The sequence below is a fragment of the Planotetraspora sp. GP83 genome, from assembly GCF_041262585.1.
Taxonomy (GTDB): Bacteria; Actinomycetota; Actinomycetes; order Streptosporangiales; family Streptosporangiaceae; genus JAOEGB01.
Genome location: NZ_JBGCBZ010000009.1, coordinates 186,380 through 209,234 on the forward strand (window position 1 = coordinate 186,380; position 22,855 = coordinate 209,234).

A 22,855-nucleotide genomic window follows, 5' to 3' on the forward strand; every position below is an offset into this window, starting at 1 on the left:
TGGTTCCTCTCTCTCGGATGCCGCCCGTAAGACGAGGGACGCGCGGAAAAGGAATCGGTCCGTCTGCCAGCGCCCGGGAAGCTTCAGAGCTTCAGAGCGCGGTGGGGAGTCCGAAGCGGGGGAACACGTCCTCGCCGTACGTCGTGATCTGGGTGACCAGGCCGTCCTCGACCCTGAGGACGGCCAGCCACGAGGGCCGGTAGCCGGACTCGCCGGCCTTGCGCAAGTAGGCCGCGGCGGCGGGCTGCCGGTTGGCCCGGGTGGCCAGCATCCGCCAGTCGCCCCACGCCTCGGGGCCTACCATGGCCGGCGTCCACGCGGCGACGAACGCCTCGCGCCCCAGGATCCAGATCGGCTGCGGCGGCATGGCCTGCCACACGTCGGCCCGTAGCACCCCCGCGAGGGCGCCCGGATCGGCCTGCTCGATGGCCTCGATGTAGCGCTGGAGCGTGGTGCGCTCCTCCGGAGTGGGCTCGGCCGGCGCCGTCCACTCCAGCCGCCGGGCCGGCAGATGCTCCTTGACCGTCGGCCTGGCCCGCTGGAGGGCGCTCTTCACCGCGGCGACGGTCAGCTCCAGCGACTCGGCCGTCTCCTGCGCCGACCAGCCGAGGACGTCGCGCAGGATCAGCACCGCGCGCTGCCGGGGAGGCAGGTGCTGGATCGCGATCAGGAACGCCAGCTCGATGGTCTCGCGCTCGATCACCGCGTCGGCGGCGTCCAGGAGCACGTCGGGATACGGCTGGAGCCAGGGGACCGCGTTCGAGGCCGGCGGGTCGACGGCGGGATCGGCCAGGACGGGCGCCGGGCGCGGTTGCGGCTCCCGAGGCTGTGCCCTGAGGTGGTCGAGGCAGGCGTTCGTGGCGATCCGGTACAGCCAGGCCCGCAGACCGGTGTCGCTTCGGAGCGTGTCCCGCCGGCGCCACGCCCGCAGGAAGGTCTCCTGCACCAGGTCCTCGGCCTCGTCGAATGAGCCCAGCATCCGGTAGCAGTGCACGTGCAGCTCTCGCCGGTGCTCCTCGATCCGCTCGCCGAAGCCGTCCAGAGCTATCGCGGCCCTTGCATCGGGGCGGGTGCGGCGACACCGGAACCGGCCGTCCTGTTGCCCGTCATGGCACGGGATCCTAGCGATCGGGGGAACTCGGGACACCTCATTAACGTGGACGAGTGGTTGTAGCCGTGTGAGCCCGGCCGGCCCCCCGAGGCCACGATGATGGCGCCGCGATCTGTGACGACTGTTCTCAATTGGGGCCACATGCGATAGAAGAGCAGTCGCACCTACTGTCTCTTCTTGAGGTATATGTGAAGAAGCTCTTCCGACTTCTCGCGGCACAGTTGTTCGCGGCCGCCTTCGTTCTCACCGCCTTCTCCGGCCCGGCCAGCGCCGATACCCCGCAAAGCGATGCCGAAATCGCTCAGGAGTGGCAGGCCGCGTGGGACACCTACAAGTTCTACGACGCCTCGCCGCCGCCCCTTCCGCACTCGGGGCGGACCCGGACCAAGACGAGCATCTCCGTCACAATCAACGCCCCCATCGAGCACGTGTTCGCCGCGTACTCGAACATCAACAACCACATCGGCAGGGCCGCGTTCCTGAAGCGGGTCGTCACCCACAGCGACTCGACGCGGAACAACACGCGATACGTCAACTTCACGGCCATCGAGGAGATCCCGTACCAGGGCACGCTCGTCACCCTGAAGACGTACGCGCAGCAGCGCATTCACCAGAACGGCTTCTTCTACGAGACCGACACCTGGTCGCAGCCCAACGTCGTCACCCACCAGAAGATCATCTTTGATGAGGTGGGCGACGGATCGACCGAGGTCACCGAGAACCTCACCTTCGACGCGGACGACTCGCTGATCGATTTCGTCGTGGCCAACGGTGTCGCCTCGCACCAGCAGACGCAGGCGGCCATCAAGCAGGCGATCGAGAGCGGCCAGCTCTGATCCTCCTCCCCGAGCGGGGCGCCGCCCATCCGGTGCTCCGCCCGGCCGACGGGGCGGCCAAGACCACGAGAACCCCTGGCAGTGACAGGCAGTGACAGGTTCAGTGGACTCGGGCGAGCTTGTCGGGATTGGTGACGGTGTAGATGCCCCGCACGCTCTCGCCGTCTGGCGTCAGGTCGACCACGAGGACGGCGAAAGGCGAGTTCGCGACGAACACCACCGCGGACGGCTCGCCGTTGATCCTCCGGTATTGGATGTCCAGTCCCTCCAGGGGGCGGGCGGTGCGGGCCACGAGCAGCCGGGCGACCTTGTCGCGGCCGTGGATGGGCCGCGGACCGGCGGCCACCGCCTTGCCGCCGCCGTCGGTCCACAGGGTGACCTCCGGTGCCAAGATCTCCAGCAGGGCGTCGAGGTCCCCGCCGAACGCGGCGGCCACGAACCGCTCGGTCACCCGCCGCTGTGTGCCCGGGTCGACCTGGTAGCGGGGACGCCGCGCTTGGACGTGCTCGCGGGCGCGGTGGGCGAGCTGCCGGACCGCCGACGGGTTACGGCCCAGCATGTCGGCGATCTCGGTGTGGGCGTAGCCGAAGACCTCGTGCAGGATGAACACGGCGCGTTCGAGCGGGGTCAGCGTCTCCAGGACCACCAGCAGCGCCATCGACACCGACTCCGACCGGAGGGCCTCGCCGGCGGCGTCGTCGTCGGAGGTCACGAGCGGCTCCGGCAGCCACGGCCCGAAGTACGTCTCGCGGCGGCGGCTGAGGACGGTCTGGCGGGCCAGCGCCTGGTTCACCGCGATCCTGACGAGGTAGGCGCGGGGGTTCTCGATCTGCGCCGGATCTCTGGACGCCCATGACAGCCACGCCTCCTGCAGCACGTCCTCGGTGTCGGCGACGCTGCCGAGCATGTTGTAGACGATGGAGAACAGCAGCTCACGATGGTCGGCGAACACCTGCGTCGCGCTGTTCGGCGGGGCATCGGACATCGTGGGCCTCCTCGCTGGTCGTGGATGCCTCTTAAGAGCGGCACACGAGCCCAGGTGTGACATCCCACCCCCGAAGTGTGACCCGGATCTCAGCCGGAGAAGCCGTACAGGAGACGCGGACCGGGATCGATGTCACACTCCGGCGGCCTGTGCGGCTCTAAGGACGCGGCACGTCAGCCACGCGGACGAAGCGGCGGCATCCACCTGTGTGGCCGCTGAGCGGGGTCCATCCCCTTGAGTTTCACGAGGAGCATCGCATGACCATTCTCGTTACCGGCGCCACCGGAACCGTCGGCGGCCACGTTGTCCAGCACCTGCTGCGTGCGGGCCGGAAGGTGCGGGCGCTGACCCGAAACCCGGACGCCGCCGATCTGCCGGAGGGCGTGGAGGTCGTCGCCGGCGACCTCACCGACGTCGCCGGGCTCGCGCCCGCCTTCGAAGGCGTCACCGCCGCCCATCTGATCAATTTCGGCAGGGGCTACCAGCCTCTGCCGAACGGGCAGGAGATCGTGGACCTGGCTCTGAAGGCCGGGGTTCGCAGCGTCACCGTCCTGGGCGGCTGGGAGGAAGGCAGCCTGGAGCGCGCCGTACAGGCCAGTTCCCTGGCGTGGACACTCCTGCGGCCGGTGGAGTTCATGTCCAACACGCTGGCCGACTGGGGCGAGCCGCTACGCACCGACGGCGTCGTGCGCGAGCCGTACGGCGACCGGAAGGGCGCCTCGATCGACGAGTTCGACATCGGCGCCGTGGCGGCGGTGGCTCTGACCCAGTACGGCCACGCGGGCAAGGCCTACCACCTCACCGGGCCCGAATTGCTGACTCCCCGCGACAAGGTCCGCATCATCGGTGAGGCCACCGGCCGCGACCTGAGATTCGAAGAGCTCACACCCGAGGAGACGCGAGAGGAGTGGGTCGTGAAGGGCAGGCGGCCGGAGCGGCTCATCTTCCAGGCGTTCACCGCCAGCGCCCCCGGGATCGGTGACGCGGAGCTGGTGGAAATGCTCCTCCGGCTGTACGGCACGTCCAACGAGCGCGGCAGGACCGTGACCGATGCCGTGGAGAGGGTCACCGGTCGCCCGCCGCGCACGTTCGCCCAGTGGGCGGCCGACCACGCCGATCAGTTCCGGCCATAACCCTGCTCGATCACGCCTCCGGCCCCGTCGAACGGCGGGGGCGTCGCCGATTCGGGAACCACAGGTCATTCGTCCCGGCGGGGCTGCCGTGTCAACGATGCGGCATGTGCGGAAAACGGGGCTAGCCTGAGGCGCGATGAACCGTTTGACGACGTCGAGAGGTGAGTTCGACCTCACCCGCTTCCCCGAGGATCCCCGCGACCCGCTTCGCGCCTGGGACGCCGCCGACGAGTACCTGCTGCGGCACCTCGACGGAATCGACGGCGAACCGGCGGACCTGTCCGGCACCGTAGTCGTGCTGGGAGATCGATGGGGCGCTCTGGTGACCGCGATCGCCGATCACCGTCCGGTGCAGATCACGGACTCCTTCCTCGGCCAGGAGGCGACCCGGGCGAATCTGGAGCGCAACGGGGTCGCCGCTGACGCGGTGCGGCTCCGTACGACCAGGGACACGCCACCGGAGCGGATCGACGTGCTGCTGATCCGGGTGCCCAAGAGCCTCGCGCTCCTGGAGGACCAGTTGCATCGCCTGGCGCCCCACGTCCACTCGGAAACCGTGGTGGTCGGCGCGGGGATGGTCACCGAGATCCACACCTCGACGCTGAAGCTGTTCGAACGGATCCTCGGGCCGACGAGGACGTCGCTGGCGGCGAAGAAGGCGCGTCTCATCTTCTGCTCACCGGACACTCGGCTCCCCCGGGGCACGAACCCGTGGCCGCGAAGCTACGCGTTACCTGCCGGCATCGGAGCCGTCTCGGGCCTGACCGTCGTCAACCACGCGGGCATCTTCTGCGCCGACCGTCTCGACGTCGGCACTCGTTTCCTGCTGCAGAACCTGCCGCCGCACGATGGACGCGAACACATCGTCGACCTGGGCTGCGGCAACGGGGTGGTCGGGCTCGCCGCGGCACTGGCCGGCAGTGAGGCTCAGGTGACGTTCATCGACGAGTCCTATCAGGCGTTGGCCTCGGCGGAGGCGACGTTCCGGGCGAACGTGGAAGCCGGTACGACCGCGGAGTTCCTGGCGGCCGACGGCATGTCGGCTGTGCCGGCGGGAACGGTGGACCTGGTGCTCAACAACCCGCCGTTCCACTCGCACCGCGCGACGTCCGACGCCACGGCTTGGCGCATGTTCAACGGATCACGCGCCGCGCTACGCCGCGGGGGCGAGCTGTGGGTTGTCGGCAACCGGCACCTCGGCTACCACGTGAAGCTGCGGCGGATCTTCGGCAACTGCGAGATCGCCGCGAGCAACCCCAAGTTCGTCGTCCTGCGGGCCGTGAAGCGCTGACAGCACACCGGCTGCCGGTTCGTCACTCAGAAGAGGGTCAGCGGCTCGGCCGGCATGGGCTCGGGCATAGGATCGACCTCGGGCAGCCGGGCCCGCACGTCGTCGTGGAAGCGACGGGCAAGCGTGAGCGCGTCGGCGTTGTCGGGAGTATGAATGAACACGGTCGGCGAGCGCCCTTCGCGCAGCCATTCGGTGACCGCGCCGATCCAGTGCCGCCAGCCCTCAATCGTGCGTGCCGTGGAGTCACGGCCCAGGTAGCGAACGATCGGGCGGTCGGTCAGAGCGACCGCCCGGCGGGCCACGCGCGGCTTCTTCGTCCACGCGTCTCGTTCGGCGTCGCTCGTCGGAGGGCTCTGGAAGAGGGCGGTCGTGTCGAACGGGATCCACTCGGCATCCACGCCTGCGAGGACTCCTTCGAGGAGCCCCGCGGAACGAACGTCGTCGAAGAACGCCCGGTGGCGAACCTCGACGGCGTACCTGTACGCCCGGGGGAGCCTGTGCAGAAAGCCCGCCAGGGTGCCGAGGTCGGCCGGACCGAACGATCCCGGCAGTTGGACCCAGAGGGCGTGGGCTCGCGGCCCGAGTGGCTCGATCGCGTCGAGGAACGATCCGAGCTCTTCGTCGATGCCGGTAAGGCGGCGCTCGTGCGTGATCGTCTTGGGCAGCTTGACGACGAAGCGGAAGTCGGGAGTGGTCTGCCGCGCCCACGACTCCACTGTGGTCCTCGCCGGAGTCGCGTAGAACGTCGTGTTGCCCTCGACCGCGTTGCACCAGGTGGCGTAGGACCGCAGGCGCTCCCCGGGAGGGAGCGGATGAGGGAGGAAACGCCCCTGCCATGGCGTGTGCGTCCACATCGCGCATCCCACATGAAGCCGCATGCCCCGACGCTACCAACGCCTCTTGTACGGCTCTCGCGACCGCCGGGGAGACGGGCTCCTCGGGGCCGCCGGGGAAACGGGCTACTTGACCCACCACCAGCCGTTCCCGAACGAACGAACCGGCCTGCCCACGTCCCCCGCCGCGGTGCACCTACCGCACCAGCCCGGCCATCGTGCGTTCCCTGCCCAAGGGGAAGATCTGGCGGGCGGGGCCAAAGGAGTACAACCCCCTTGGGAACCCGGTCTTCGTCGTCGAGCCGACGACGCTAGCGGCGCTGCTGAAGACCGTGACCCGCCACAACGGAGACTTCTACGAGGGCGTCATCTCCTATGGCGACCTCTACGCGACGTCGCCGTCACTCCGGGCTTTCAGCAGGTGGGCCGGTAGTCGACGGAGGGGAGGTAGGTGGCCCACTCCTCTCGGGTGAGGTTGCGGCCGATCTCTTTGCAGAGCTTCCCCACGAGCGGATCGGGCTGGAGCGACCAGCGGATGATCCTGCCGTCGTCTCCTCCGGAGATCAGGTCTCCGTCGGAGGTGAAGGCCAGGCCCTTGATCGGGGCCGTGTGGCCGGTGAGCGTGACCGTCGGCCTCTTGGATACGAGGTCCCAGACGATGATCGTGCGATCGTCGCCCGCGGACGCGAGTGCCCGGCCGTCCCGGCTGAAGGCGAGCACCTGGATCGGGGCGGTGTGGCCTGCCAGCGTGTCGTGCTGCTCCCCGGTCCGGGTGTCCCAGAGTTTGACGGTCCGGTCGGCACCCGCCGTGGCGATCAGCTTGCCGTCCGGGCTGAAGGCGACGTCGAGCACCGAGCCCTGCCTGGTCCTGAGGGAGCGGACCTCCCTGTCGTGGGCCAGATCCCAGACGACCAGGTCTCCGGCGGGCCCGGTGGTGGCGAGCAGCGGATCGCGCGGGCTGAACGCCAGTGCGGAGACGAGGTACCCAGGACCCGGGAACGGCGCCTCGGCCGGTTTCTCCAGATCGTGGATGTCCCAGCGGAACCGGCCGAGCGCGGTCGCGATGAGAAAACGCCCGTGCGGATCGAAGCCGACGTCGGTGGAGGCGCCGAGCCCCTTGTACGTGATCGTGGTGAGCCTCCGCCTGCTGTCGACGTCCCAGACGGTGACCGTGTGGCTGCGGGTGACGGTGGCGAGCCGGTGTCCGTCCGGACTGAACGCGACGGCCCGGACGTGATCGGGATGGTCGCCCAACGTGGCGATCGGGTTTCCGTGCGCGTCCCACAGCCGGACGGTCTTGTCGCTGCTCGCCGACGCGACGACCCGGCCATCCGGGCTGATCTCGATGTCGTTCACGGCCCGGCTGTGTCCGCTGAACGGAGGGACGGCACGCTCGCGGATCACGATGGTCCGGCCCAATCCGGCCGAGGCGAGCATCGAGCCGTCGGCGCTGAGGGTGAGGGACAGCGCTTCCGTGCGGCTTCTGTCCTGATAGGTCTCGACGGGCTGCCGCCGCGCGATGTCCCAGACGGTGATCAGGCCGTCCTCGTCGGTGACGGCGATCCGGCCGGCGACGGGCGCGGACATGTCCCAGGTGTACGGCGACTGCTCGGGTAGCGCGGACAGGGAGGTCACACGGTCGTGAGCGATTCGCCAGAACCGCACCCCGTGATATGCCGATCCCGTGGCGAGGGTGCCGTCGGCGGAATCGAAGCCGAGCCTATGGACGCCTTTGGCGGGAATAGCGGCGACCTTGGCTCCGGAGGCGACGTCCCACACGAGGGGTTCCTCCGTTCCCCCCGTGGCCGACACCAGAAATGCCTGGTCGGGGCTGAACGCGAGAGCCACGACCTCTTCCCGGTGTCCTTTCAGTGTTCGTTTGTTCCCGCTGAGCAGGTCCCACACCTCGATCGCACCCTTGCCGGCTCCAACGGCGATCTTGGTCCCGTCGGGGCTCAGCGCCATCGCGTCGGTGAGCTTCTCCCGTGGCCGCTGGAACACCGGCCGGCGGGAGCTCAGGTCCCATACGACGATCGTGCCCTTGGTGGCCTCGAGCGCGGCTCCCCTGACGATGGCGGCGAGCAGCCTGCCGTCGCGGCTGAACGCCACCGCCCTGGCGTGAACCTCCCCCGCCCCCGCGAGCTCGACGTGCTCGGAGAAGGTCGCGACGCGGGTGCGGCTGCGCAGGTTCCAGAGGCCGACCGTTCCGTCGGTGCCGGCCGAGGCCAGCCGTGAGCCGTCCGGACTGAACGCCACTCCGAAGGTCGCCGGCCCTTCGGCGTTGAGCTCGATCCGGCGGCGCGCCGCGGCCGACACGCTCACCAGGGCGCCTCGCGTCTCGGCCTCCGGATTGAGACGGAACGCGGCGATCGCCAGCAGGCCGGCCAGGTCGGGATCGGTGCCGAGGAGTGATCGAGCCTTCAGGGACAGCTGCCGGGACAGGGCGACCAGCTGTTGGTGGCCGGCCTCCTGGCCCTGCCGTACGGCCACGCCTCCGCCGAGCAGGGCGAGCAGGAAGAGCGCGACCATACCGGCCAGGAGGCGTTGCAGGAGCCGGGTGCGGCGTCTCGTCGCGGTGCGCTCGCTCTCCTCCAGCGTACGGCTGGCCCGCAGGAAGGCGCTTTCGACGTCGTTCAGCTCCTGCGGGTGATCCTCCGCCCAGGTCCGGGCGGCGAGAAGCTGGGCGCCTCGATACAGGGCGCCGGAGTCGCGCTCCAGTTCCCGCCACGTCTGCGCGGCGTCGGTGAGCCGCCGGTGGACGAACAGGTTCTCGCGGTCGTCGGTGAGCCAGCGGTGAAGCCGGGGCCAGGCCCGGATCAGCGCTTCGTGCGCCACGTCCACCGTCTCCTCCGCGAGGACGACGAGGCGTGCGGCCGCGAGCCGGTCCAGCACGGCGGAGGTGACTTCGGGGTCGGCCACGCCGACGAGCTCAGCCCGGGAGATGGGACGTCTGGTGTCTTCTGTGCCGTCTCCCAGCGCGGTCAGTCTCACGAAGATCCTGCGTGCGGCCTGCTGCTCAGCGGGGGCGAGCTCGTCGAAGACCCGTTCCGCGCTCTGCGCGATGGCCCCGCGTACGCCGCCGGCCGCCTGATAGGCCGGCAGCGTGAGACTCGGCCCGGTGCGGTTGCGCCAGGTCTCCAGCAGCGCGTGCGAGACCAGCGGCAGGCTGCCTGGCTCCTCGGCGGCGTCGGCCAGCACCGTGGCCAGCAGGTCGGGTTCCACGGTGAGCCCCGCCTGGGCGGCGGGCCGTACGACGATCTCCTGAAGGTCGGCCGGCGACACCGGCCCGACGAGCATCTGGGCCTCGCCGCCCAGAGCTTCGACCAGGCCTGGATGCTGGGTCAGGTGGGCGAGGAAGTCGGCTCGTATGCCGAGCACGAGAACGGTGCGACGGTCGGCGCCGAGCGCCAGCCCCAGCAGGGCCTCGACGAATCGGCGGCGTTCTCCGTCGTCGGCGCACAGTGTGAAGGTCTCCTCGAACTGGTCGACCACCAGCAGCAGGCGGGTCTCCTGCGCGCCGCTCGCCACGCCACCTGCTACGCCGCTCGCCGCGCCGCGCAGCGCGATGTCCAGGGCGGCGTTCAACGCGCCCGGATCGCCGGGATCCCCAGGATCGCCGGACAGCGCATCGCCGGACAGGGCGTCGCGGAGCGACTTGGGATCGCCGCCGGACGTCTTCGCCACCAGGTCGGCCAGCGTGTCCAGCGGGTGTTCGCCCGGGGTCATGATCAGGCCCCGCCACGGCTCGGCCGTACCGATCTCACTGGAGATCGTCCCCAGCAGGCCGGCTCGCAGGAGGGATGACTTCCCGCTTCCCGACGCCCCGAACACGCCGACCACCGGAAGCCGGTCGACCAGCTCGCGGAGCCGGTCGACCTGCTGGGAGCGGCCGAAGAACCATGCTTCGTCCTCCGGCTGGAACGCCATCAGACCCCGGTACGGGGAGTCGCCCGCAGCCCATCCCTCCGCCTCCTGCGGCGTGGCGGGCATCCGCGGCGGCGGGCCCAGGGCCGGAAGGAGGTCCTCGTCACCGCGGAGCATCGCCTCGTGCAGACGCTGGAGCACCGGGCCGGGTTCGATGCCGAGCTGGGCGTTCAACAGGTCGCGGGTCTGGCGGAAGACCTCCAGCGCCTCGACCTGACGGCCGGACCGGTACAGCGCGAGCATGAGATGGGCGCGCAGGCTTTCGCGGTACGGATGCTCCCGGGTGAGGTCGGCCAGCTCGGCGGCCACCTCAATGTGCCGTCCGAGACCGAGCCCGGCCTCCGCCAACCGCTCGTGAGCGGTGAGCCGCGACTCCTCCAGCCGCCAGGCCTCCTCAGCGATGGCCGCGCAGTCGCCGAACTCCGCGAACGCCGGCCCCCGCCACAGGGTCAGCGCCGCGCGCAGCCGGTCACGGGCCGGTTCGAGATCTCCCCGGTCCAGGGCCGCGCTCCCCTGCGCGGCGAGGCTGCGGAAACGCGCCGCGTCGAGCGCGTCGGTGATGATCGCATAGCCGCCCGGCCGTCCAGGCAGGACGTGGGCGCCGAACGCCCGCCGCAACTGGTGGACGTAGAGATGGATGTTGCGCCGCGCGGACGCGGGCGGCTGATCACCCCAGACGGCGGCGATCAGCCAGTCGGTCGACACCGGCTGGCCGGCCTTGGACAGCAGCGCGGCAAGGGTGAGCTGAAGCTTGGGGGCTCCGCTGACAGCGACCAGCCGGCCGTCACGGGAGACGCTGAGCGGCCCGAGAACGTGAAATTCCACCCAATCTCCGCCCCCATCGGACTTTCGGAATGAAGAATCGTGGACCACCGTCCGCTTTGTCAATCGCTCAGTCAGGTCGGAGTCCATGCCCGGGCGGGACCGTCCCGCGCGGCACGTGCAGCGGGCACCAACTCGACGACGCACTGGGGCATGTCGCCGATAAGAGGGAGACTCGCTCCTCCGTGAGAGGGAGCCCCGATATCGCTTCTCTCGGCGACCACGCCGGCATGAGCGTCCTCTTCGACCGGGTCCAGGCCGTCCCGGGCGTCTCGATCGCGCGATCTGGTATGGCGGGCTCGTGGCGATCTACACGGTCGCGGCCTACTCCCCGCCCCCGCACCGCATGGTCACGCTCGTCCTGACCATCGTCGGCAGCGTGCTGCTGGTCGGCTCCTCGGACACCGCGCTACGCGGCGTCGTGCTGTTCGTCACCGCGTACGCGATCGGTCGCGCCTCCGCCGGCGGCCGCTGGTCATCGTCATAGCGAGCGTGCCACCGCCCGGCGCGGGTGATGGCGGCGTACCAGAGCGGAACCGCTTCGCCTGTTGACGCGCAGCACGGTATTTCGTACGTTCCGCGTGGGCCGTCCCGTGGGGGCCCACGCGGAAGGGGTTGCGATGACCACCGAGCTGGATCCGAACGGGACTTGGCCAGACATCGTGCCAGGCCCACTTGCCACGCCGCCACCGGAGTTCGCCCACAGACAGGAGTCAGGGCCGCTGGAGCCGGCGACCATGCCCAGCGGCGACCGCGTCCCGCTGGCCGTCAGGTACGAGGACGTCCGCGCCCTGCTGGCCTCGCCCAACTCCAGCCGCAACCTGCGCATTCCGGGATTGCCGCGGTTGGTGAGCGGCATCGGCATCGACGACGACCCAGACGCGCTGATCAATCAGGACCCGCCCGAGCACACGCGCTATCGCCGGATCATGCACGGCACATTCACCCCGCGCCAGATCGAACCGTGGCGCCCCCGCATCGCGAAGATCGCCCAAGAACTCCTCGACCGCCTGGGCGAGGACTTCGACCTGGTCCAGGGATACGCGCTGCGGCTACCAGGCCATGTCATCTGTGAGATGCTCGGCGTCCCGATGGACCATTACGAGCAGTTCGTCCGGTGGACGGACATGTTCCTGACCACCTCCACGGCCACCGAGCAGGCGCGCTACGAGGGCTACACCGAGTTCATGGCCTATGCCGCCGAGTTGGTCGCGCAACATCGCGCCGAGCCCGGCGAGGACCTCATCGACCTGCTCATCCAGGCCAGGGACGAGGACGACCGGCTGTCGGAGGGCGAGCTGGTCAACACCGTCTTCTCTCTCATCACGGCCGGTTACGAGACGACGGCGTCGATGATCGCCCGCGGTGTCTTCCGGCTGCTCCTCCACCCCGCCCAGTGGGCGGAGCTGGTCGCAGACCCGGCCCTGACGGCCACCGCCGTCGAGGAGATCCTCCGCTTCGACGGGCCGCCCGCCAGCGCCTTCATGCGCCGGATCACCGCGGACACCGATCTCCCGAGCGGCGGCTCACTGAGCGCGGGGACGGTCGTCATGCCGAACCTGAACGCGGCCAACCACGACCCGCAGGCATTTCCAGAACCCGGCCGGTTCGACATCCACCGCTTCACCGACCACCATCCCAACCCGCATGTGGCATTCGGTTACGGTCCGCATCGCTGCCTGGCCGCCAGTCTCGCCAGGGTCGAGCTCACTGAGGCGATCAGAGCCCTGGTCACTCAGCGCCCCACCCTCAGCCTGACCACTTCGCCCGAGTCGGTGACTTGGACCGACGGCCTGGTCTACCGGCCGGTCGCCATGCATGTCACCACGAGTGGACAGCGTGTCTGACGGACTTCGGGCGCCGATTTCATCTCAGCCTGGTCCAGGGGATGAGGGAGCGGGGCTGCCGTGCCGTACCTTCTGCACGTTCCTTCTGCACGTTGGCCACACCGAGCTTCCAACGCCCGGCCAGTACGGCGCGGCCGGGCGTTGGAGGCCGGGCTCATCTGTGGCCGCTGAGCCGGTTCAGATCGTCCGACGTGAGAGCGACCGGGTTCTCCTGCAGTTGGGCGGGCTCGCCCTTGGCGTTCAGGGGGTACTGGCCCTGTAGCGGGTTGAGCAGGGCCGCGGGAGCATCTGGATACGTCTGGAGGAAGAGGACGTAGCCCTGGTTCTGCTGGAGGGCGTGCGCCTCCTCCTCCTGATAGGTGATGCCGTTGAGCTTTCCACCCAGTTGCTGGATGTCGATCGACTGGCCGACCTGCGCGGCGCCCTTGTAGACCTTCGTCACCGAGGCCTTGTAGACGCTGATCACCACCGGGTCGGGCGGCTGGGCCACCTCGGCCGTCGGAGCTCCGGCCGCGGGGTTGAGTTTCGGATCGTCGCCGGCCGTGTCAGGCTTCAACTCCTGGACGCTGACCGGCTGAGTGCTCACGGTGGCCTCGACGATGAGGTCGGCCGTATTGAACAGGTTGTCCGCCGAGTCGTACGCGGGATAGTCAGCATGGTACGTGATGACTTTGTCGCCGTTGGAGTTCGCGCAGGCTCCTAAAATCACCGTCGATGCCAGGAGGGCGAGAGGCACGACAAATCGCCGCGAAATCGTCTTCATATCGGTCCTCTCTTTAGTAAATAGCGTTGACGTCGTCGATGTCGTGGGACTGCGGCTTGGTCATGGTGTTCCGGTTACGGCAGTAGCTCATGATCGCGTCAGTGCAGTGGGAGCCGTCGGTGATGTCGTCGAGGCTGAGCCGGTGGCCGAGCTCATGCGTGAACGAACTGGTGACGAAGTTCGACCAGTTGCTCGCGTCACGGGATATCGTCCGCGCGTTGAGCTGGATGCGGAAGTATCGGTTGCTCCGCGTGTTGTAGGGCGTATACAGGCCGTACCAGGTGGCGGAGTAGGACGCCGCCACCAGCCATGAGGGGGACGAACTCGGCTTGGTGATGTACGCCGCGGTCGGAGACGCGTTCCAGTTGAGCAACGCCTGGTTCAGCGGAGTCATCCACGTACTGTTGTAGCTGTAGGGCTTGATGGTGAAGCTCGGCGACGAACCACCGCCGGAGTAGTAGTGCGCGGAGGCCGGCGACGCTGTGACGGCCAGCATTGCCACGACCGCCCCCGTGGTCAGCAGCATCCGGCTCGTGACACGCCTTGAACCGTCTTTTCGGTATGCGAGATGGAACGCCATGCATCAGCTCCGGAATTCGGTGAGGTACTGCTGTGTCACCGCTTAAGAGCCCCAGCGCTCCCCAGAACGTGACACCGACCACAGGCGTGTGACCGATATCACCTTTCGGGAGGAGGGCAGAAGTATCCGGCCATGGGGCACGCCATGGGCACGTGCTGGTTGCTCCCTCTGCCGACCGGCCCACCGAGCCAGGTTATGTCTGACATAATGTGGCCATGAGGAACGAAGGCCGAGTACCCGTACCGACGGGTCGCGCCGGGCGTCCGTCACTGACGGGCGAGGGCACGCACTCACCAAGGGTCTCCTTCCGGATGCCCGAGGAGCTGCGCGAACGCGCGAAGGCCCGCGCCGAGCAGGAGGGCAAGACGGTTTCCGCGCTGGCCCGAGAAGCCTTCGAGCATTTCCTCAGGACAGGTTGACCGCTGAGCGCCAATGGGCCGAGGGGAATGACTCAGATGAGTTTGGAGGTCGAGAGTCGATCGTCCGATTCGCCGTATATCGAGCGGGTGTGGCGGAGCAGCAGCCATGAGGTCGACCGGATGACGTCGATTGCGACAGCCCATTGGGATCTGGTCTTCTGGAAGCGCCGCGGTCAGGTCAACGTGGCTGTTCAAGGGCCGGAGTCGAGGGCAAGCACGGCCCCCGTTCCCGAAGACTCCACGTTCTTCGGGATCAGCTTCTCACTCGGCACTTCGATGCCCCATGTTCCGATTGATCGGCTCGTCGACGGTTCTGCGGAGATTCCCGATGCGACGCGCAGATCGTTCTGGCTGAAGGGCTCCGCCTGGCACCTTCCCGACTACGACAACGCTGAGGCGTTCGTGCGGCGGATGGCGCGTGAAGGTGTTCTGGACCGTGACCCGATCGTCGCCGCTGTGCTTCGTGGCACGTCGCCGGACGTGTCCGAACGCAGCATCCAGCGGCGCTTCGTGGCGGCCACCGGACTTACTCGCGGCGCCATCCGGCAGATCGATCGCGCCAGGCAAGCGGCGGTTCTGATCCAGGATGGTGTGCCGGCCCGCGATGTGATCCACCGGCTCGGATACTTCGACCAACCGCACCTGGCGCGGTCGCTGACCCGTTACATCGGGCGGACCGCCACGCGGTTGAGCGATCGGGATCCGTCGGAGCCGCTGTCGCTTCTGTACAAGACCTGAGCGCTCGTTCCCACTAACCTCCCAGTCGCAGCCATCGGGCCAGGCACCGCCTGGAACATGACGGGGAGTGCGCCGGCCCGCAAGGGAAGGCCGTCCTCGTGCGCAAGATCGTCATGGAGTGCTGGAGCTGGATGCCGCACGGAGCCCGCCGGTCGGCTCGCTACTCCTCCACTACTCGGTACTCAACGAGGAGGCAGTCGTGAGGAAGCTGGTCGTGTCTGAGTTCGTCTCACTCGACGGAGTGATGCAGGCTCCGGGCGGTGAGCCGGGTTTCCGGCACGCCGGCTGGGTGCTGGAGCACTTCGCCCCCGAGCACGACGCCTACCGGTACGAGGAGCTGCTGGAGACCTCGGCCCTGCTGCTCGGCCGTGTCACCTACGAGGGGTTCTCCGCCGCCTGGCCGGAAATGACGGGCGAGTTCGCCGACCGGATGAACGCGCTGCCCAAGTACGTGGTGTCCAGCACGCTGCGCGAGCCGCTGGAGTGGAACGCCTCCCTGCTGAAAGGCGACCTGACCAGCGAGGTCGAGGCGCTCAAACGTCAGGGCGGCGACCGGCACATCTTCGTCCACGGCAGCCGCTCGCTCGCTCAGGAGCTTTTGAAGCGGGGCCTCGTGGACGAGCTGCGGCTCATGGTCTTCCCCGTCGTGCTGGGGTCGGGTGCGCGCCTGTTCCCCGGATCACCCGGCAAGACCGAGCTGGCGCTGGTCGAGAGCCGCGCCTTCGACTCCGGCGTGGTCGCGCTGACCTACGCCCGCAAGTAGACCGCATCCCCGACAGAGAATTTGGAGATAAGCCATGACCACCGTCACCGCCAAGGACGGCACCCCCATCGCCTTCGAACGGCACGGCGAGGGCACGCCGCTGATCCTCGTGGACGGCGCCATCTCGTACCGGGCGTTCAATCCACTCGGACCCCAGCTCGGCGATCTGCTCGGCGCGTCCCACACGGTCTACGCGTACGACCGCAGGGGGCGCGGAGACAGCGGCGACACCGCCCCCTACAGCGTGGAGCGCGAGATCGAGGACCTGGCCGCGCTCATCGCCGAGGCGGGCGGAACGGCCCACGTCTGTGGCTTCTCCTCGGGCGCGGTGCTCGCCCTGGACGCGGCCGCCGCCGGGCTGCCCATCACCCGGCTGGCCCTGTTCGAGCCCCCGTTCGTCGTGGACGACAGCCGCCCGGCCGTACCCGACGACTACCTGGAACGCCTGGACACGTTCCTGGCCGAGGGACGCCGCGGCGAGGCCCTGGAACTGTTCTTCACCACGACGGCCGACTTCCCCGCGGAGTTCGTCGCCGGAATGAAGGCCGATTCGAGCTGGGCCGCGTTGGAGGCCGTCGCCCCGACCCTCGGCTACGATGGCCGCATCATGGCGGACACGATGACCGGCCGCCCCCTCCCGCGCGACCGCTGGTCCTCCGTCTCCGTCCCCACACTCGTGATGTACGGCGGGGCGAGCGAGTCCTGGCTTGTGAATGCCGCGCGCGCGATCTCCGGTCTCCTCCCCGAGGCCGGCCTGCGCGACCTGCCCGACCAGACGCACAATGTCAGCGCCGAAGCCCTGGCCCCCGCACTGGCCGCCTTCTTGGCCGGCGGAGAGCGCGCCTGAGCCCAGGCGGGGAGCACGGTCCCTGGCCTGGGCTTTTGAGTGGGTGGAGTCTAGGGGATTCGGGCCCCTGACTTCCTGCTTCGCTTCGCCAGGTGTGGCTACGGGCCGCTCCCCTCAAGCATTTGCTCCTGGACGGTCGCCACGGTCTGGAGGCGTGCCGCGTCCTGCCCGGGCGGGGCGCCGAACATACGTTTGTACTCGCGGCTGAACTGCGACGGGCTGTCGTAACCGACGGCGTGGCCGATCGCGGCGACGTCGTGCGGTGCCGTGATGAGCCGGAGGCGGGCCTTCTGGAGCCTGAGTTGCTTTTGGTACTGCAGCGGGCTCATAGCGGTCACCGCGCGGAAATGGCGGTTGAGTGAGGAGACGCTGATGCCGACGTCGTCGGCGAGGTCGTCGATGCGAATCACCTGGTCGTAGTGGGTCTTGATCCATTCGATCGCGCGGGCGACGAGGGTCGACTGGCTGTCGGCCAGGCCGATCTGTCTGACCAGGGCCGCCTGGGGTCCGTTCAGCAGCCGCCAGTGGATCTCGCGCCGCACTCCGGGCGCCAGCACCGGAACGTCACGTGGCTCGTCGAGCAGACGCAGCAGCCGGACGACGGCGTCGAGCAGCCTGTCGTCGGCGTCGCTGGTCGCGATGCCCGGTCCGTCGTGCGGGCGGGCGACGAACCGGCCGCCTTCGACCAGCAGTTGCGCGATGAGCGCGGGTTGAAGCGGAAGCCCGAACGCCAGGAACGGCTCGGTGGGTGTGGCGTGGGTGATCTGCGAGGTCAGGGGAAGGTCGACGGTGACGACGAGGTACTGGCCCGCGTTGTAGTCGAAGATGCGGTCACCGAGCACCGAGCGCTTCGCTCCCTGGGCGACCAGGGAGAGCATGGGTTCGGCGACCGTGCCCAGCGGTTCGGTCACCCGCTCGGTGGAGAACACCGTCATTCCCTCGATCCACGACGGGCGCGGGCTGCCCGCGGCGAGTCGGGCGATCCGGCTGCGCAGTTCGTTCAGGTGTCGCATCACGTCAGTGAACCAGGAACGAGTGCGGGAGTCCAACATGATCCGAGCTAGATTGCGCGGATCGTGCAACGATCCGCGCGCATCGGTCTAGGAGATCATCGGGCATCGGGGTTGGCTGGAGGAGCACAGAAGGACGCCCTCCGCGGCGTCTCGAAGATCTACCAACTGGAGCTCCACGATGTCGCTCGATTCCTACGTCACGCTCGGCCGCTCGGGTCTGCGTGTCAGCCCGTTCACGCTGGGCACGATGACCTTCGGCGAGGACCATGGGTGGGGTAGCAGCCCAGACGAGTCGAAGAGCATCCTCGCGGCCTATCTGGACCGGGGCGGCAACTCGATCGACACGGCTAACATCTACACCAACGGCCACTCCGAGAAGATCATCGGCGACTACTTCGCCGGGCAGCACGAACTGCGTGATCGGGTCGTGATCGGCACCAAGTTCTTCGGCAATCTCCACGCAAAAGATCCCAACGGTGGTGGACCCAGCCGTAAGGCGATCGTGCAACAGCTGGAGAACTCGCTGCGGCGCCTGCGGACCGACTACGTCGACATCTACTGGCTGCACAATTTCGACCCGGCCACGCCGGTCGAGGAGACCCTCCGCGCACTGGATGACCTGGTCAGCGCCGGCAAGGTCCGCTACGTCGGGTTCTCCGACGTGCCCGCGTGGGCGACCGCCGAGGCTGCCACCATCGCGCGCCTGCGCGGATGGGCTCCGATCATCGCGCTGCAACTGGAGTACTCCCTGCTCGAGCGGACCTCGGAAGGGGAGTTGATCCCGATGGCCCAGGCCATGGGTATGGGAGTGATGGCGTGGGGGCCGCTGAAGAGCGGGTTCCTGTCGGGCAAGTACTCCAGCACCACCACCGGCCCGGTCGACACCACCCGCACGCAACTCGTCGGAGCCCCCAGCGAGGCCGACTATGTGGTGATCGACGCCCTCAACGCCGTCGCTCGCGAGGTGGGTGCCAGTCCCGCCGCGGTGGCCCTGGCCTGGGTGCAGGGCAGCCCTGGGATCACCTCCACCCTGGTCGGCGCCCGCCGCATGGACCAGTTCGAGGCCAATCTGCACGCCCTGGACGTGACCCTCACCGACACTCAGCGCGGCGCGCTGGATGAGGTGTCGGCTCCCACGCTCAACTTCCCAGCCCACAACAACAGGACGTTGTCGGCGATGCTCCAGTTCGCCGGAGCCACCGTCGACGGGCGCCCGTCGATCGTGTCCCCGCTGCTGCAGGTCAACGACGCCCGCTACTGAGCACCCAACCCCACACGACGCAATAGCACACACGGAGAGATCGAGATGATGAAGCAGTTCGCAGGCAAGACCGCACTCGTCACCGGAGGCGGATCCGGTATCGGGCGCGCGACTGCCCTGGCGTTCGCAGCCGAGGGCGCGCTGGTGACCGTCGCAGGTCGCACGCTGGAGCCCCTGAAGGAGACCGTGCGCCTGATCGAAGCCGACGGCGGCTCGGCCCGCCACGTCGTGACCGACGTGTCCGACGAATCCGCGGTGCAGGATCGAGGCCGCGCCGCACGGTATCCGCGTCAACGCTCTGTGCCCCGGCCTGGTCGACACTCCGATGATCGCAACGGTCGATCCGAACGAGGAACCCATGAAGTCGATCATCGCCGCCCACCCCCTGGGGCGGATCGCCAGCGCGAACGAGATCGCGGACGCCGTGGTCTGGCTCTGCTCCGACAAGGCGGGATTCATCACGGGCGTAGCGCTGCCCATCGACGGCGGCTACACGGTGCCGTAACCCGGGCACGCGCGAACACCATCCAAGGAGTCATGGGCATTAAGGCCTGCACTTCCAGAGCCTAGGGGGATTCGAACCCCTGACTTCCTGCTTGCAAGCACGTTAGCCGATCTGGCTTCTCCTGCGTTCCCGCTGTTCGGGCCGCTGATCGCGTTCCCGTTACTCCCCCTCGCTTCCCTTTGGCGACCGCCCCATCGGGGCACGCAGCGGGCACGCAGGAGGGGCCTCGTCCGGAGGGCTCAACAGCAAGGCGGGCCGCCGTTGATCCACCGGCTTGGCCAATAGCCCAGATGATCCCATCCCGCGGCCGCCATCGTGGCCAAGCGGCTCGGCCGTGCGTCGTAGGGGGTCGGCACGAAACCGTCGGAGTGGACGGACCTACGGTCAACCTGCGGGGACGCACATCGCGTACAGTTCGACGCTGATCTTCTCGCTCATGGCGTTCACCACGACAAAGTCCCAGGCGTTCTGAACAGCACCAGGAGTGTCGCTCGTGCTGCTGGGTGCGCTGACCGGGAACGTCACCGGCTTCCTCGGGTCATGGGTCCCCCGAAAGGCATAGCCTCCGCCTACGGCCCTCAGGCCCTTTCCACACACTACGTTCGTTAACAGCATTCCCGGACCGCTGACCGCTTTCGTCTCTTTCACCATGGTCACCTCTGGCCCGCTGAACTGGTTCGTCGCGGCGATTCCGCCCAATGCAAGCGCCACTAACGCCAGCGCCCCGACCCCGGCCAGTGCGATCTTTCCGCCCAGCTTTCCGAGAGATTCCACGACGCTCCGCCTCTGTTGGTCCATCGGTTGATAAACCATGCTGGCACTCCACGCCTCAGGCGCGTCCTAATCCCCGGACCCATCGAGGGCCGTTACAGAGACATCCAGCAGTAGAGCATCTGATCGTCGGACTTGGCGCGGCGGGCAAGATCGACGAGTTCTTTGGTCAAGGTCAGGAGGTAGTCCTTGTCCTCGGGGCTCCAATTCCTGAACTCATCATCCTGCGCCCACTGCCTCGCAATCTCCGGCAATCGCGAATCGTCGACGTTGGCCAGTGCATCGCGCACCAGCACGGGCAACTCCTCGATCCACGGCCCCTGCGAGTATGGCGAATCCTCTGGTAGCGACTCCCACTCCTCCATACTTTTGGGAGCACCTTCCGAAGGCGGGCAGAGGGACACGCTATCGACGAGATCGACAGTGTAGGGAACATCTGTGATCAGAGCGACGAGCGCGCCAAGCTTCAGATGCGGATCAATCCACTTGGCGTCCACGGCATCGAACATCGGGTGCTCGGGCTCTTGTACGGCACGAGGGGCCAGCGGCTCCGCGACGGCGGCGTCTCTGCTCGCGGCCCGGTAATAGTCGTAGAAGACTCCCATTGCGACTCCCGGGCCGGATCAACGATCAATTGGTGCCTGCGTCAGAGTAGGGGATCTGCAAGGTTCTGCGTAAGTGCGTGCGACCCGCACTTACGCCCTACTGATCGTCCCGTCTGCCGTCGTCCCGCCCGTAGGGGAGCGGGCCAGGGGCCACGGGTGAAGGTGGGGCCCCCAACTGGAGGAACGACCTTCGCCCCCGGCCCCTTGTCTGCTCGACTTGTCCGGGACGACGGCGGGCGGGACGATCGGGCTGACCCCAGCCATCTACGGCCCTGCGGAGACGCGCCGCGATCATCTATCAGCATGCGACCGACGAGCGACGGCACCAGGTGGCCAAGCAGCTCGACAGCCTGGCACGAGGACAACTCAAGAGTGGGTCGGGCACGCAACGGGCACGGAAGTAGAAGAAGGCCGAGTAACGACCAAAGCCCAGGCGGGGAAACGATCCTTGACCTGGGCTTTCTAGTGGGTGGAGCCTAGGGGATTCGAACCCCTGACTTCCTGCTTGCAAATCGGTCCGATCGCGGATCGTATGGGCCGTGAGCAGGACGGAGAGCTCCCCGCGAGTGACCGTGACTGACCCCTGTTGACCGCCCTTAATGGCCCGCTAATGGCCCAGCGATCTGGGCCGGGCCCGCACGGGGGACCCCCTCGCCGCCCTGTCTAATTGCATGCTGATTGCACGACGATCAGGCATCCGTTCTGGCACGCAATCAAGACGGACATAGTCGCCGTGGCTCCCTTTGTCGTCGATCAGTTAGGCGGTCCGGCGCTGGCAGCGATTGCCTTCCATTGTTTCTCGCCGATCGTTGACCGAACGGGTGCGCAACGGGCACGGTCTCGGAGAGATCGAAGTCTTTGGCGACCTGGCCGACCGAGCGGCCCCCGCGCTGCACGGCTGGATCTCGCCCCTCATTGGCTCCGGAGTTCAACGATCCTTGTCGGCGCCTGATGGTGCGCCGTGGCGCTCAAACCGCCGGTGAGTGACCGCGGCGAGGCCGACGCGCGTCTGTCCCGGGGCGTTTCCGCCGATCTGACCGCCCAGAGGACGACGGCCATGTACAGGGTCTGCTCCGGGATCCTCACCCACAGGGGTGAGGCCGGACCGCCGCGGAATGGCACCTCGGCGGCGACCGGCCCACCCCCACGGGCCTGGGGGCGGGAGTGCTTGCACCTCTTTTCTAACGGCGTTAGATTCCATCTAACATCGTTAGAGAAGAGGTCGGCCATGTCGCCCGCAGCACGTCTCGACACCGACGCGATCCTTCGCGCCACGTTCGAGGTCCTCGACCAGGAGGGCAACGCCGGGCTCTCGATGCGCACATTGGCCGCGCGCCTTCAGGTGAAAGCCGCGTCGCTCTACTACCACGTGCCGAACAAGGCCGCGCTGCTCCGGCTAGTCGCCGACCGCGTCGCTGGGCAGGTGATCATGACCCTGGCCCCCGGGCAGGGCTGGCGCGAACTGCTGGACGGCATGGCGCACGCGCTACGGGGGACCCTGCGCACCCATCCCGGCGCCGCCGCCGTCGTGGCCGTTCAGGACACCTCACCTGAGGTGTTCGAGCCGGCCGTCCCCCTGGTGCTGTCCTCGATGCGGGTGGGCCTGAGCGTGACCGACGAAGAGGCGCTGCATCTCGTGCAGTCCCTCTATGTCCTCGTGACCGGTCTGGCTCTGGCGGAGTTCGGCAACGCTCCCGCGCCGCCCACCGCGCCTGCCGCTTACTACGACACCTGGTTCGACATCGCCGTCTCGACTTTCCTCGCTGGAGTCGAGGCGCGGTACAGCTCGGCCGACTGACCCCCGAAAC

At 68.2% G+C, this 22,855-nt stretch carries 21 protein-coding genes and 1 pseudogene; 13 read left to right on the top strand and 9 right to left on the bottom strand.

What is annotated here, in order from left to right; translation table 11 throughout:
- Window positions 1–91: 91 nt before the first annotated feature.
- A complete protein-coding gene (locus ABH927_RS15400) occupies window positions 92–1,147 on the bottom strand; it encodes an RNA polymerase subunit sigma-70 (RefSeq protein WP_370022003.1) in 1,056 nt (351 codons plus the stop codon).
- A 152-nt stretch (window positions 1,148–1,299) separates the two neighbouring features.
- On the opposite strand from ABH927_RS15400, the gene ABH927_RS15405 reads away from it, so the two are divergent.
- Window positions 1,300–1,947 (top strand): hypothetical protein, encoded by a 648-nt coding sequence (locus ABH927_RS15405; protein ID WP_370022005.1) that lies wholly within the window; start codon window positions 1,300–1,302, stop codon window positions 1,945–1,947.
- 100 nt (window positions 1,948–2,047) lie between these two features.
- On the opposite strand, the gene ABH927_RS15410 is transcribed toward ABH927_RS15405, so the two are convergent.
- The gene (locus ABH927_RS15410) at window positions 2,048–2,932 is read right to left on the bottom strand and encodes an RNA polymerase sigma-70 factor (RefSeq protein ID WP_370022007.1); all 885 of its coding nucleotides are present in this window, start codon (window positions 2,930–2,932) and stop codon (window positions 2,048–2,050) included.
- Window positions 2,933–3,189: 257 nt separating this feature from the next.
- Between ABH927_RS15410 and ABH927_RS15415 the strand changes: the two genes are divergently transcribed.
- Together ABH927_RS15415 and ABH927_RS15420 are read left to right on the top strand one after the other, a co-directional pair.
- Window positions 3,190–4,065, top strand: coding sequence for an NmrA family NAD(P)-binding protein (locus ABH927_RS15415; RefSeq protein WP_370022009.1), 876 nt, complete (start codon window positions 3,190–3,192; stop codon window positions 4,063–4,065).
- Window positions 4,066–4,201: 136 nt separating this feature from the next.
- Window positions 4,202–5,356 (top strand): methyltransferase, encoded by a 1,155-nt coding sequence (locus ABH927_RS15420; RefSeq protein WP_370022010.1) that lies wholly within the window; start codon window positions 4,202–4,204, stop codon window positions 5,354–5,356.
- A 26-nt stretch (window positions 5,357–5,382) separates the two neighbouring features.
- On the opposite strand, the gene ABH927_RS15425 is transcribed toward ABH927_RS15420, so the two are convergent.
- The gene (locus ABH927_RS15425) at window positions 5,383–6,234 is read right to left on the bottom strand and encodes a DUF72 domain-containing protein (RefSeq protein ID WP_370022012.1); all 852 of its coding nucleotides are present in this window, start codon (window positions 6,232–6,234) and stop codon (window positions 5,383–5,385) included.
- Window positions 6,235–6,603: 369 nt separating this feature from the next.
- Window positions 6,604–10,938, bottom strand: coding sequence for a BTAD domain-containing putative transcriptional regulator (locus tag ABH927_RS15430; protein WP_370022014.1), 4,335 nt, complete (start codon window positions 10,936–10,938; stop codon window positions 6,604–6,606).
- A 298-nt stretch (window positions 10,939–11,236) separates the two neighbouring features.
- Between ABH927_RS15430 and ABH927_RS15435 the strand changes: the two genes are divergently transcribed.
- Entirely contained in the window at window positions 11,237–11,422 is a 186-nt protein-coding gene (locus tag ABH927_RS15435; protein ID WP_370022016.1) for a hypothetical protein, read from the top strand.
- A gap of 133 nt (window positions 11,423–11,555) precedes the next feature.
- The gene (locus ABH927_RS15440; protein ID WP_370022018.1) at window positions 11,556–12,782 is read left to right on the top strand and encodes a cytochrome P450; all 1,227 of its coding nucleotides are present in this window, start codon (window positions 11,556–11,558) and stop codon (window positions 12,780–12,782) included.
- 154 nt (window positions 12,783–12,936) lie between these two features.
- On the opposite strand, the gene ABH927_RS15445 is transcribed toward ABH927_RS15440, so the two are convergent.
- Both ABH927_RS15445 and ABH927_RS15450 read right to left on the bottom strand, forming a co-directional pair.
- The gene (locus ABH927_RS15445; protein ID WP_370022019.1) at window positions 12,937–13,545 is read right to left on the bottom strand and encodes a hypothetical protein; all 609 of its coding nucleotides are present in this window, start codon (window positions 13,543–13,545) and stop codon (window positions 12,937–12,939) included.
- A gap of 13 nt (window positions 13,546–13,558) precedes the next feature.
- Window positions 13,559–14,071, bottom strand: coding sequence for a hypothetical protein (locus ABH927_RS15450; protein ID WP_370022021.1), 513 nt, complete (start codon window positions 14,069–14,071; stop codon window positions 13,559–13,561).
- 269 nt (window positions 14,072–14,340) lie between these two features.
- Between ABH927_RS15450 and ABH927_RS15455 the strand changes: the two genes are divergently transcribed.
- The 4 genes from ABH927_RS15455 to ABH927_RS15470 all read left to right on the top strand — a co-directional run bounded on the left by ABH927_RS15455 (window position 14,341) and on the right by ABH927_RS15470 (window position 16,892).
- Window positions 14,341–14,544 (top strand): Arc family DNA-binding protein, encoded by a 204-nt coding sequence (locus ABH927_RS15455; protein ID WP_370022023.1) that lies wholly within the window; start codon window positions 14,341–14,343, stop codon window positions 14,542–14,544.
- Window positions 14,545–14,580: 36 nt separating this feature from the next.
- The gene (locus ABH927_RS15460; protein WP_370022025.1) at window positions 14,581–15,282 is read left to right on the top strand and encodes a helix-turn-helix domain-containing protein; all 702 of its coding nucleotides are present in this window, start codon (window positions 14,581–14,583) and stop codon (window positions 15,280–15,282) included.
- Between the two features lie 199 nt (window positions 15,283–15,481).
- Window positions 15,482–16,045: a dihydrofolate reductase family protein gene (locus ABH927_RS15465; RefSeq protein WP_370022027.1), complete on the top strand. Its 564-nt coding sequence runs from the start codon at window positions 15,482–15,484 to the stop codon at window positions 16,043–16,045.
- A gap of 34 nt (window positions 16,046–16,079) precedes the next feature.
- On the top strand, window positions 16,080–16,892 hold the full coding sequence (locus tag ABH927_RS15470; RefSeq protein ID WP_370022029.1) for an alpha/beta fold hydrolase: 813 nt from the start codon (window positions 16,080–16,082) through the stop codon (window positions 16,890–16,892).
- A 98-nt stretch (window positions 16,893–16,990) separates the two neighbouring features.
- On the opposite strand, the gene ABH927_RS15475 is transcribed toward ABH927_RS15470, so the two are convergent.
- A complete protein-coding gene (locus tag ABH927_RS15475; protein ID WP_370022031.1) occupies window positions 16,991–17,905 on the bottom strand; it encodes an AraC family transcriptional regulator N-terminal domain-containing protein in 915 nt (304 codons plus the stop codon).
- A gap of 178 nt (window positions 17,906–18,083) precedes the next feature.
- On the opposite strand from ABH927_RS15475, the gene ABH927_RS15480 reads away from it, so the two are divergent.
- From ABH927_RS15480 to ABH927_RS15490, 3 genes and pseudogenes are all read left to right on the top strand, one after another.
- Window positions 18,084–19,166, top strand: coding sequence for an aldo/keto reductase (locus ABH927_RS15480; RefSeq protein ID WP_370022033.1), 1,083 nt, complete (start codon window positions 18,084–18,086; stop codon window positions 19,164–19,166).
- Between the two features lie 48 nt (window positions 19,167–19,214).
- Window positions 19,215–19,370 (top strand): annotated as a pseudogene (locus ABH927_RS15485) (SDR family NAD(P)-dependent oxidoreductase); the annotation flags it as partial.
- Between the two features lie 121 nt (window positions 19,371–19,491).
- Window positions 19,492–19,671: an SDR family oxidoreductase gene (locus ABH927_RS15490; RefSeq protein WP_370022035.1), complete on the top strand. Its 180-nt coding sequence runs from the start codon at window positions 19,492–19,494 to the stop codon at window positions 19,669–19,671.
- Window positions 19,672–20,055: 384 nt separating this feature from the next.
- On the opposite strand, the gene ABH927_RS15495 is transcribed toward ABH927_RS15490, so the two are convergent.
- Entirely contained in the window at window positions 20,056–20,445 is a 390-nt protein-coding gene (locus ABH927_RS15495; protein WP_370022037.1) for a hypothetical protein, read from the bottom strand.
- A 92-nt stretch (window positions 20,446–20,537) separates the two neighbouring features.
- A complete protein-coding gene (locus ABH927_RS15500) occupies window positions 20,538–21,047 on the bottom strand; it encodes a hypothetical protein (RefSeq protein WP_370022038.1) in 510 nt (169 codons plus the stop codon).
- A gap of 1,228 nt (window positions 21,048–22,275) precedes the next feature.
- Between ABH927_RS15500 and ABH927_RS15505 the strand changes: the two genes are divergently transcribed.
- Window positions 22,276–22,845 carry a TetR/AcrR family transcriptional regulator gene (locus ABH927_RS15505; protein WP_370022040.1) on the top strand — a complete coding sequence of 190 codons (570 nt, stop codon included), beginning with the start codon at window positions 22,276–22,278 and terminating at the stop codon, window positions 22,843–22,845.
- Window positions 22,846–22,855 lie beyond the last annotated feature (10 nt).

Bases quoted from the DNA above. Each gene is read 5' to 3' on its own strand.
- ABH927_RS15410 (WP_370022007.1), bottom strand. From the start codon at position 2,932: ATGTCCGATGCCCCGCCGAACAGCGCGACGCAGGTGTTCGCCGACCAT.
- ABH927_RS15415 (WP_370022009.1), top strand. From the start codon at position 3,190: ATGACCATTCTCGTTACCGGCGCCACCGGAACCGTCGGCGGCCACGTT.
- ABH927_RS15420 (WP_370022010.1), top strand. From the start codon at position 4,202: ATGAACCGTTTGACGACGTCGAGAGGTGAGTTCGACCTCACCCGCTTC.
- ABH927_RS15425 (WP_370022012.1), bottom strand. From the start codon at position 6,234: ATGCGGCTTCATGTGGGATGCGCGATGTGGACGCACACGCCATGGCAG.
- ABH927_RS15440 (WP_370022018.1), top strand. From the start codon at position 11,556: ATGACCACCGAGCTGGATCCGAACGGGACTTGGCCAGACATCGTGCCA.
- ABH927_RS15445 (WP_370022019.1), bottom strand. From the start codon at position 13,545: ATGAAGACGATTTCGCGGCGATTTGTCGTGCCTCTCGCCCTCCTGGCA.
- ABH927_RS15450 (WP_370022021.1), bottom strand. From the start codon at position 14,071: ATGCTGCTGACCACGGGGGCGGTCGTGGCAATGCTGGCCGTCACAGCG.
- ABH927_RS15455 (WP_370022023.1), top strand. From the start codon at position 14,341: ATGAGGAACGAAGGCCGAGTACCCGTACCGACGGGTCGCGCCGGGCGT.
- ABH927_RS15460 (WP_370022025.1), top strand. From the start codon at position 14,581: ATGAGTTTGGAGGTCGAGAGTCGATCGTCCGATTCGCCGTATATCGAG.
- ABH927_RS15470 (WP_370022029.1), top strand. From the start codon at position 16,080: ATGACCACCGTCACCGCCAAGGACGGCACCCCCATCGCCTTCGAACGG.
- ABH927_RS15475 (WP_370022031.1), bottom strand. From the start codon at position 17,905: ATGCGACACCTGAACGAACTGCGCAGCCGGATCGCCCGACTCGCCGCG.
- ABH927_RS15480 (WP_370022033.1), top strand. From the start codon at position 18,084: ATGTCGCTCGATTCCTACGTCACGCTCGGCCGCTCGGGTCTGCGTGTC.
- ABH927_RS15490 (WP_370022035.1), top strand. From the start codon at position 19,492: ATGATCGCAACGGTCGATCCGAACGAGGAACCCATGAAGTCGATCATC.
- ABH927_RS15500 (WP_370022038.1), bottom strand. From the start codon at position 21,047: ATGGGAGTCTTCTACGACTATTACCGGGCCGCGAGCAGAGACGCCGCC.
- ABH927_RS15505 (WP_370022040.1), top strand. From the start codon at position 22,276: ATGTCGCCCGCAGCACGTCTCGACACCGACGCGATCCTTCGCGCCACG.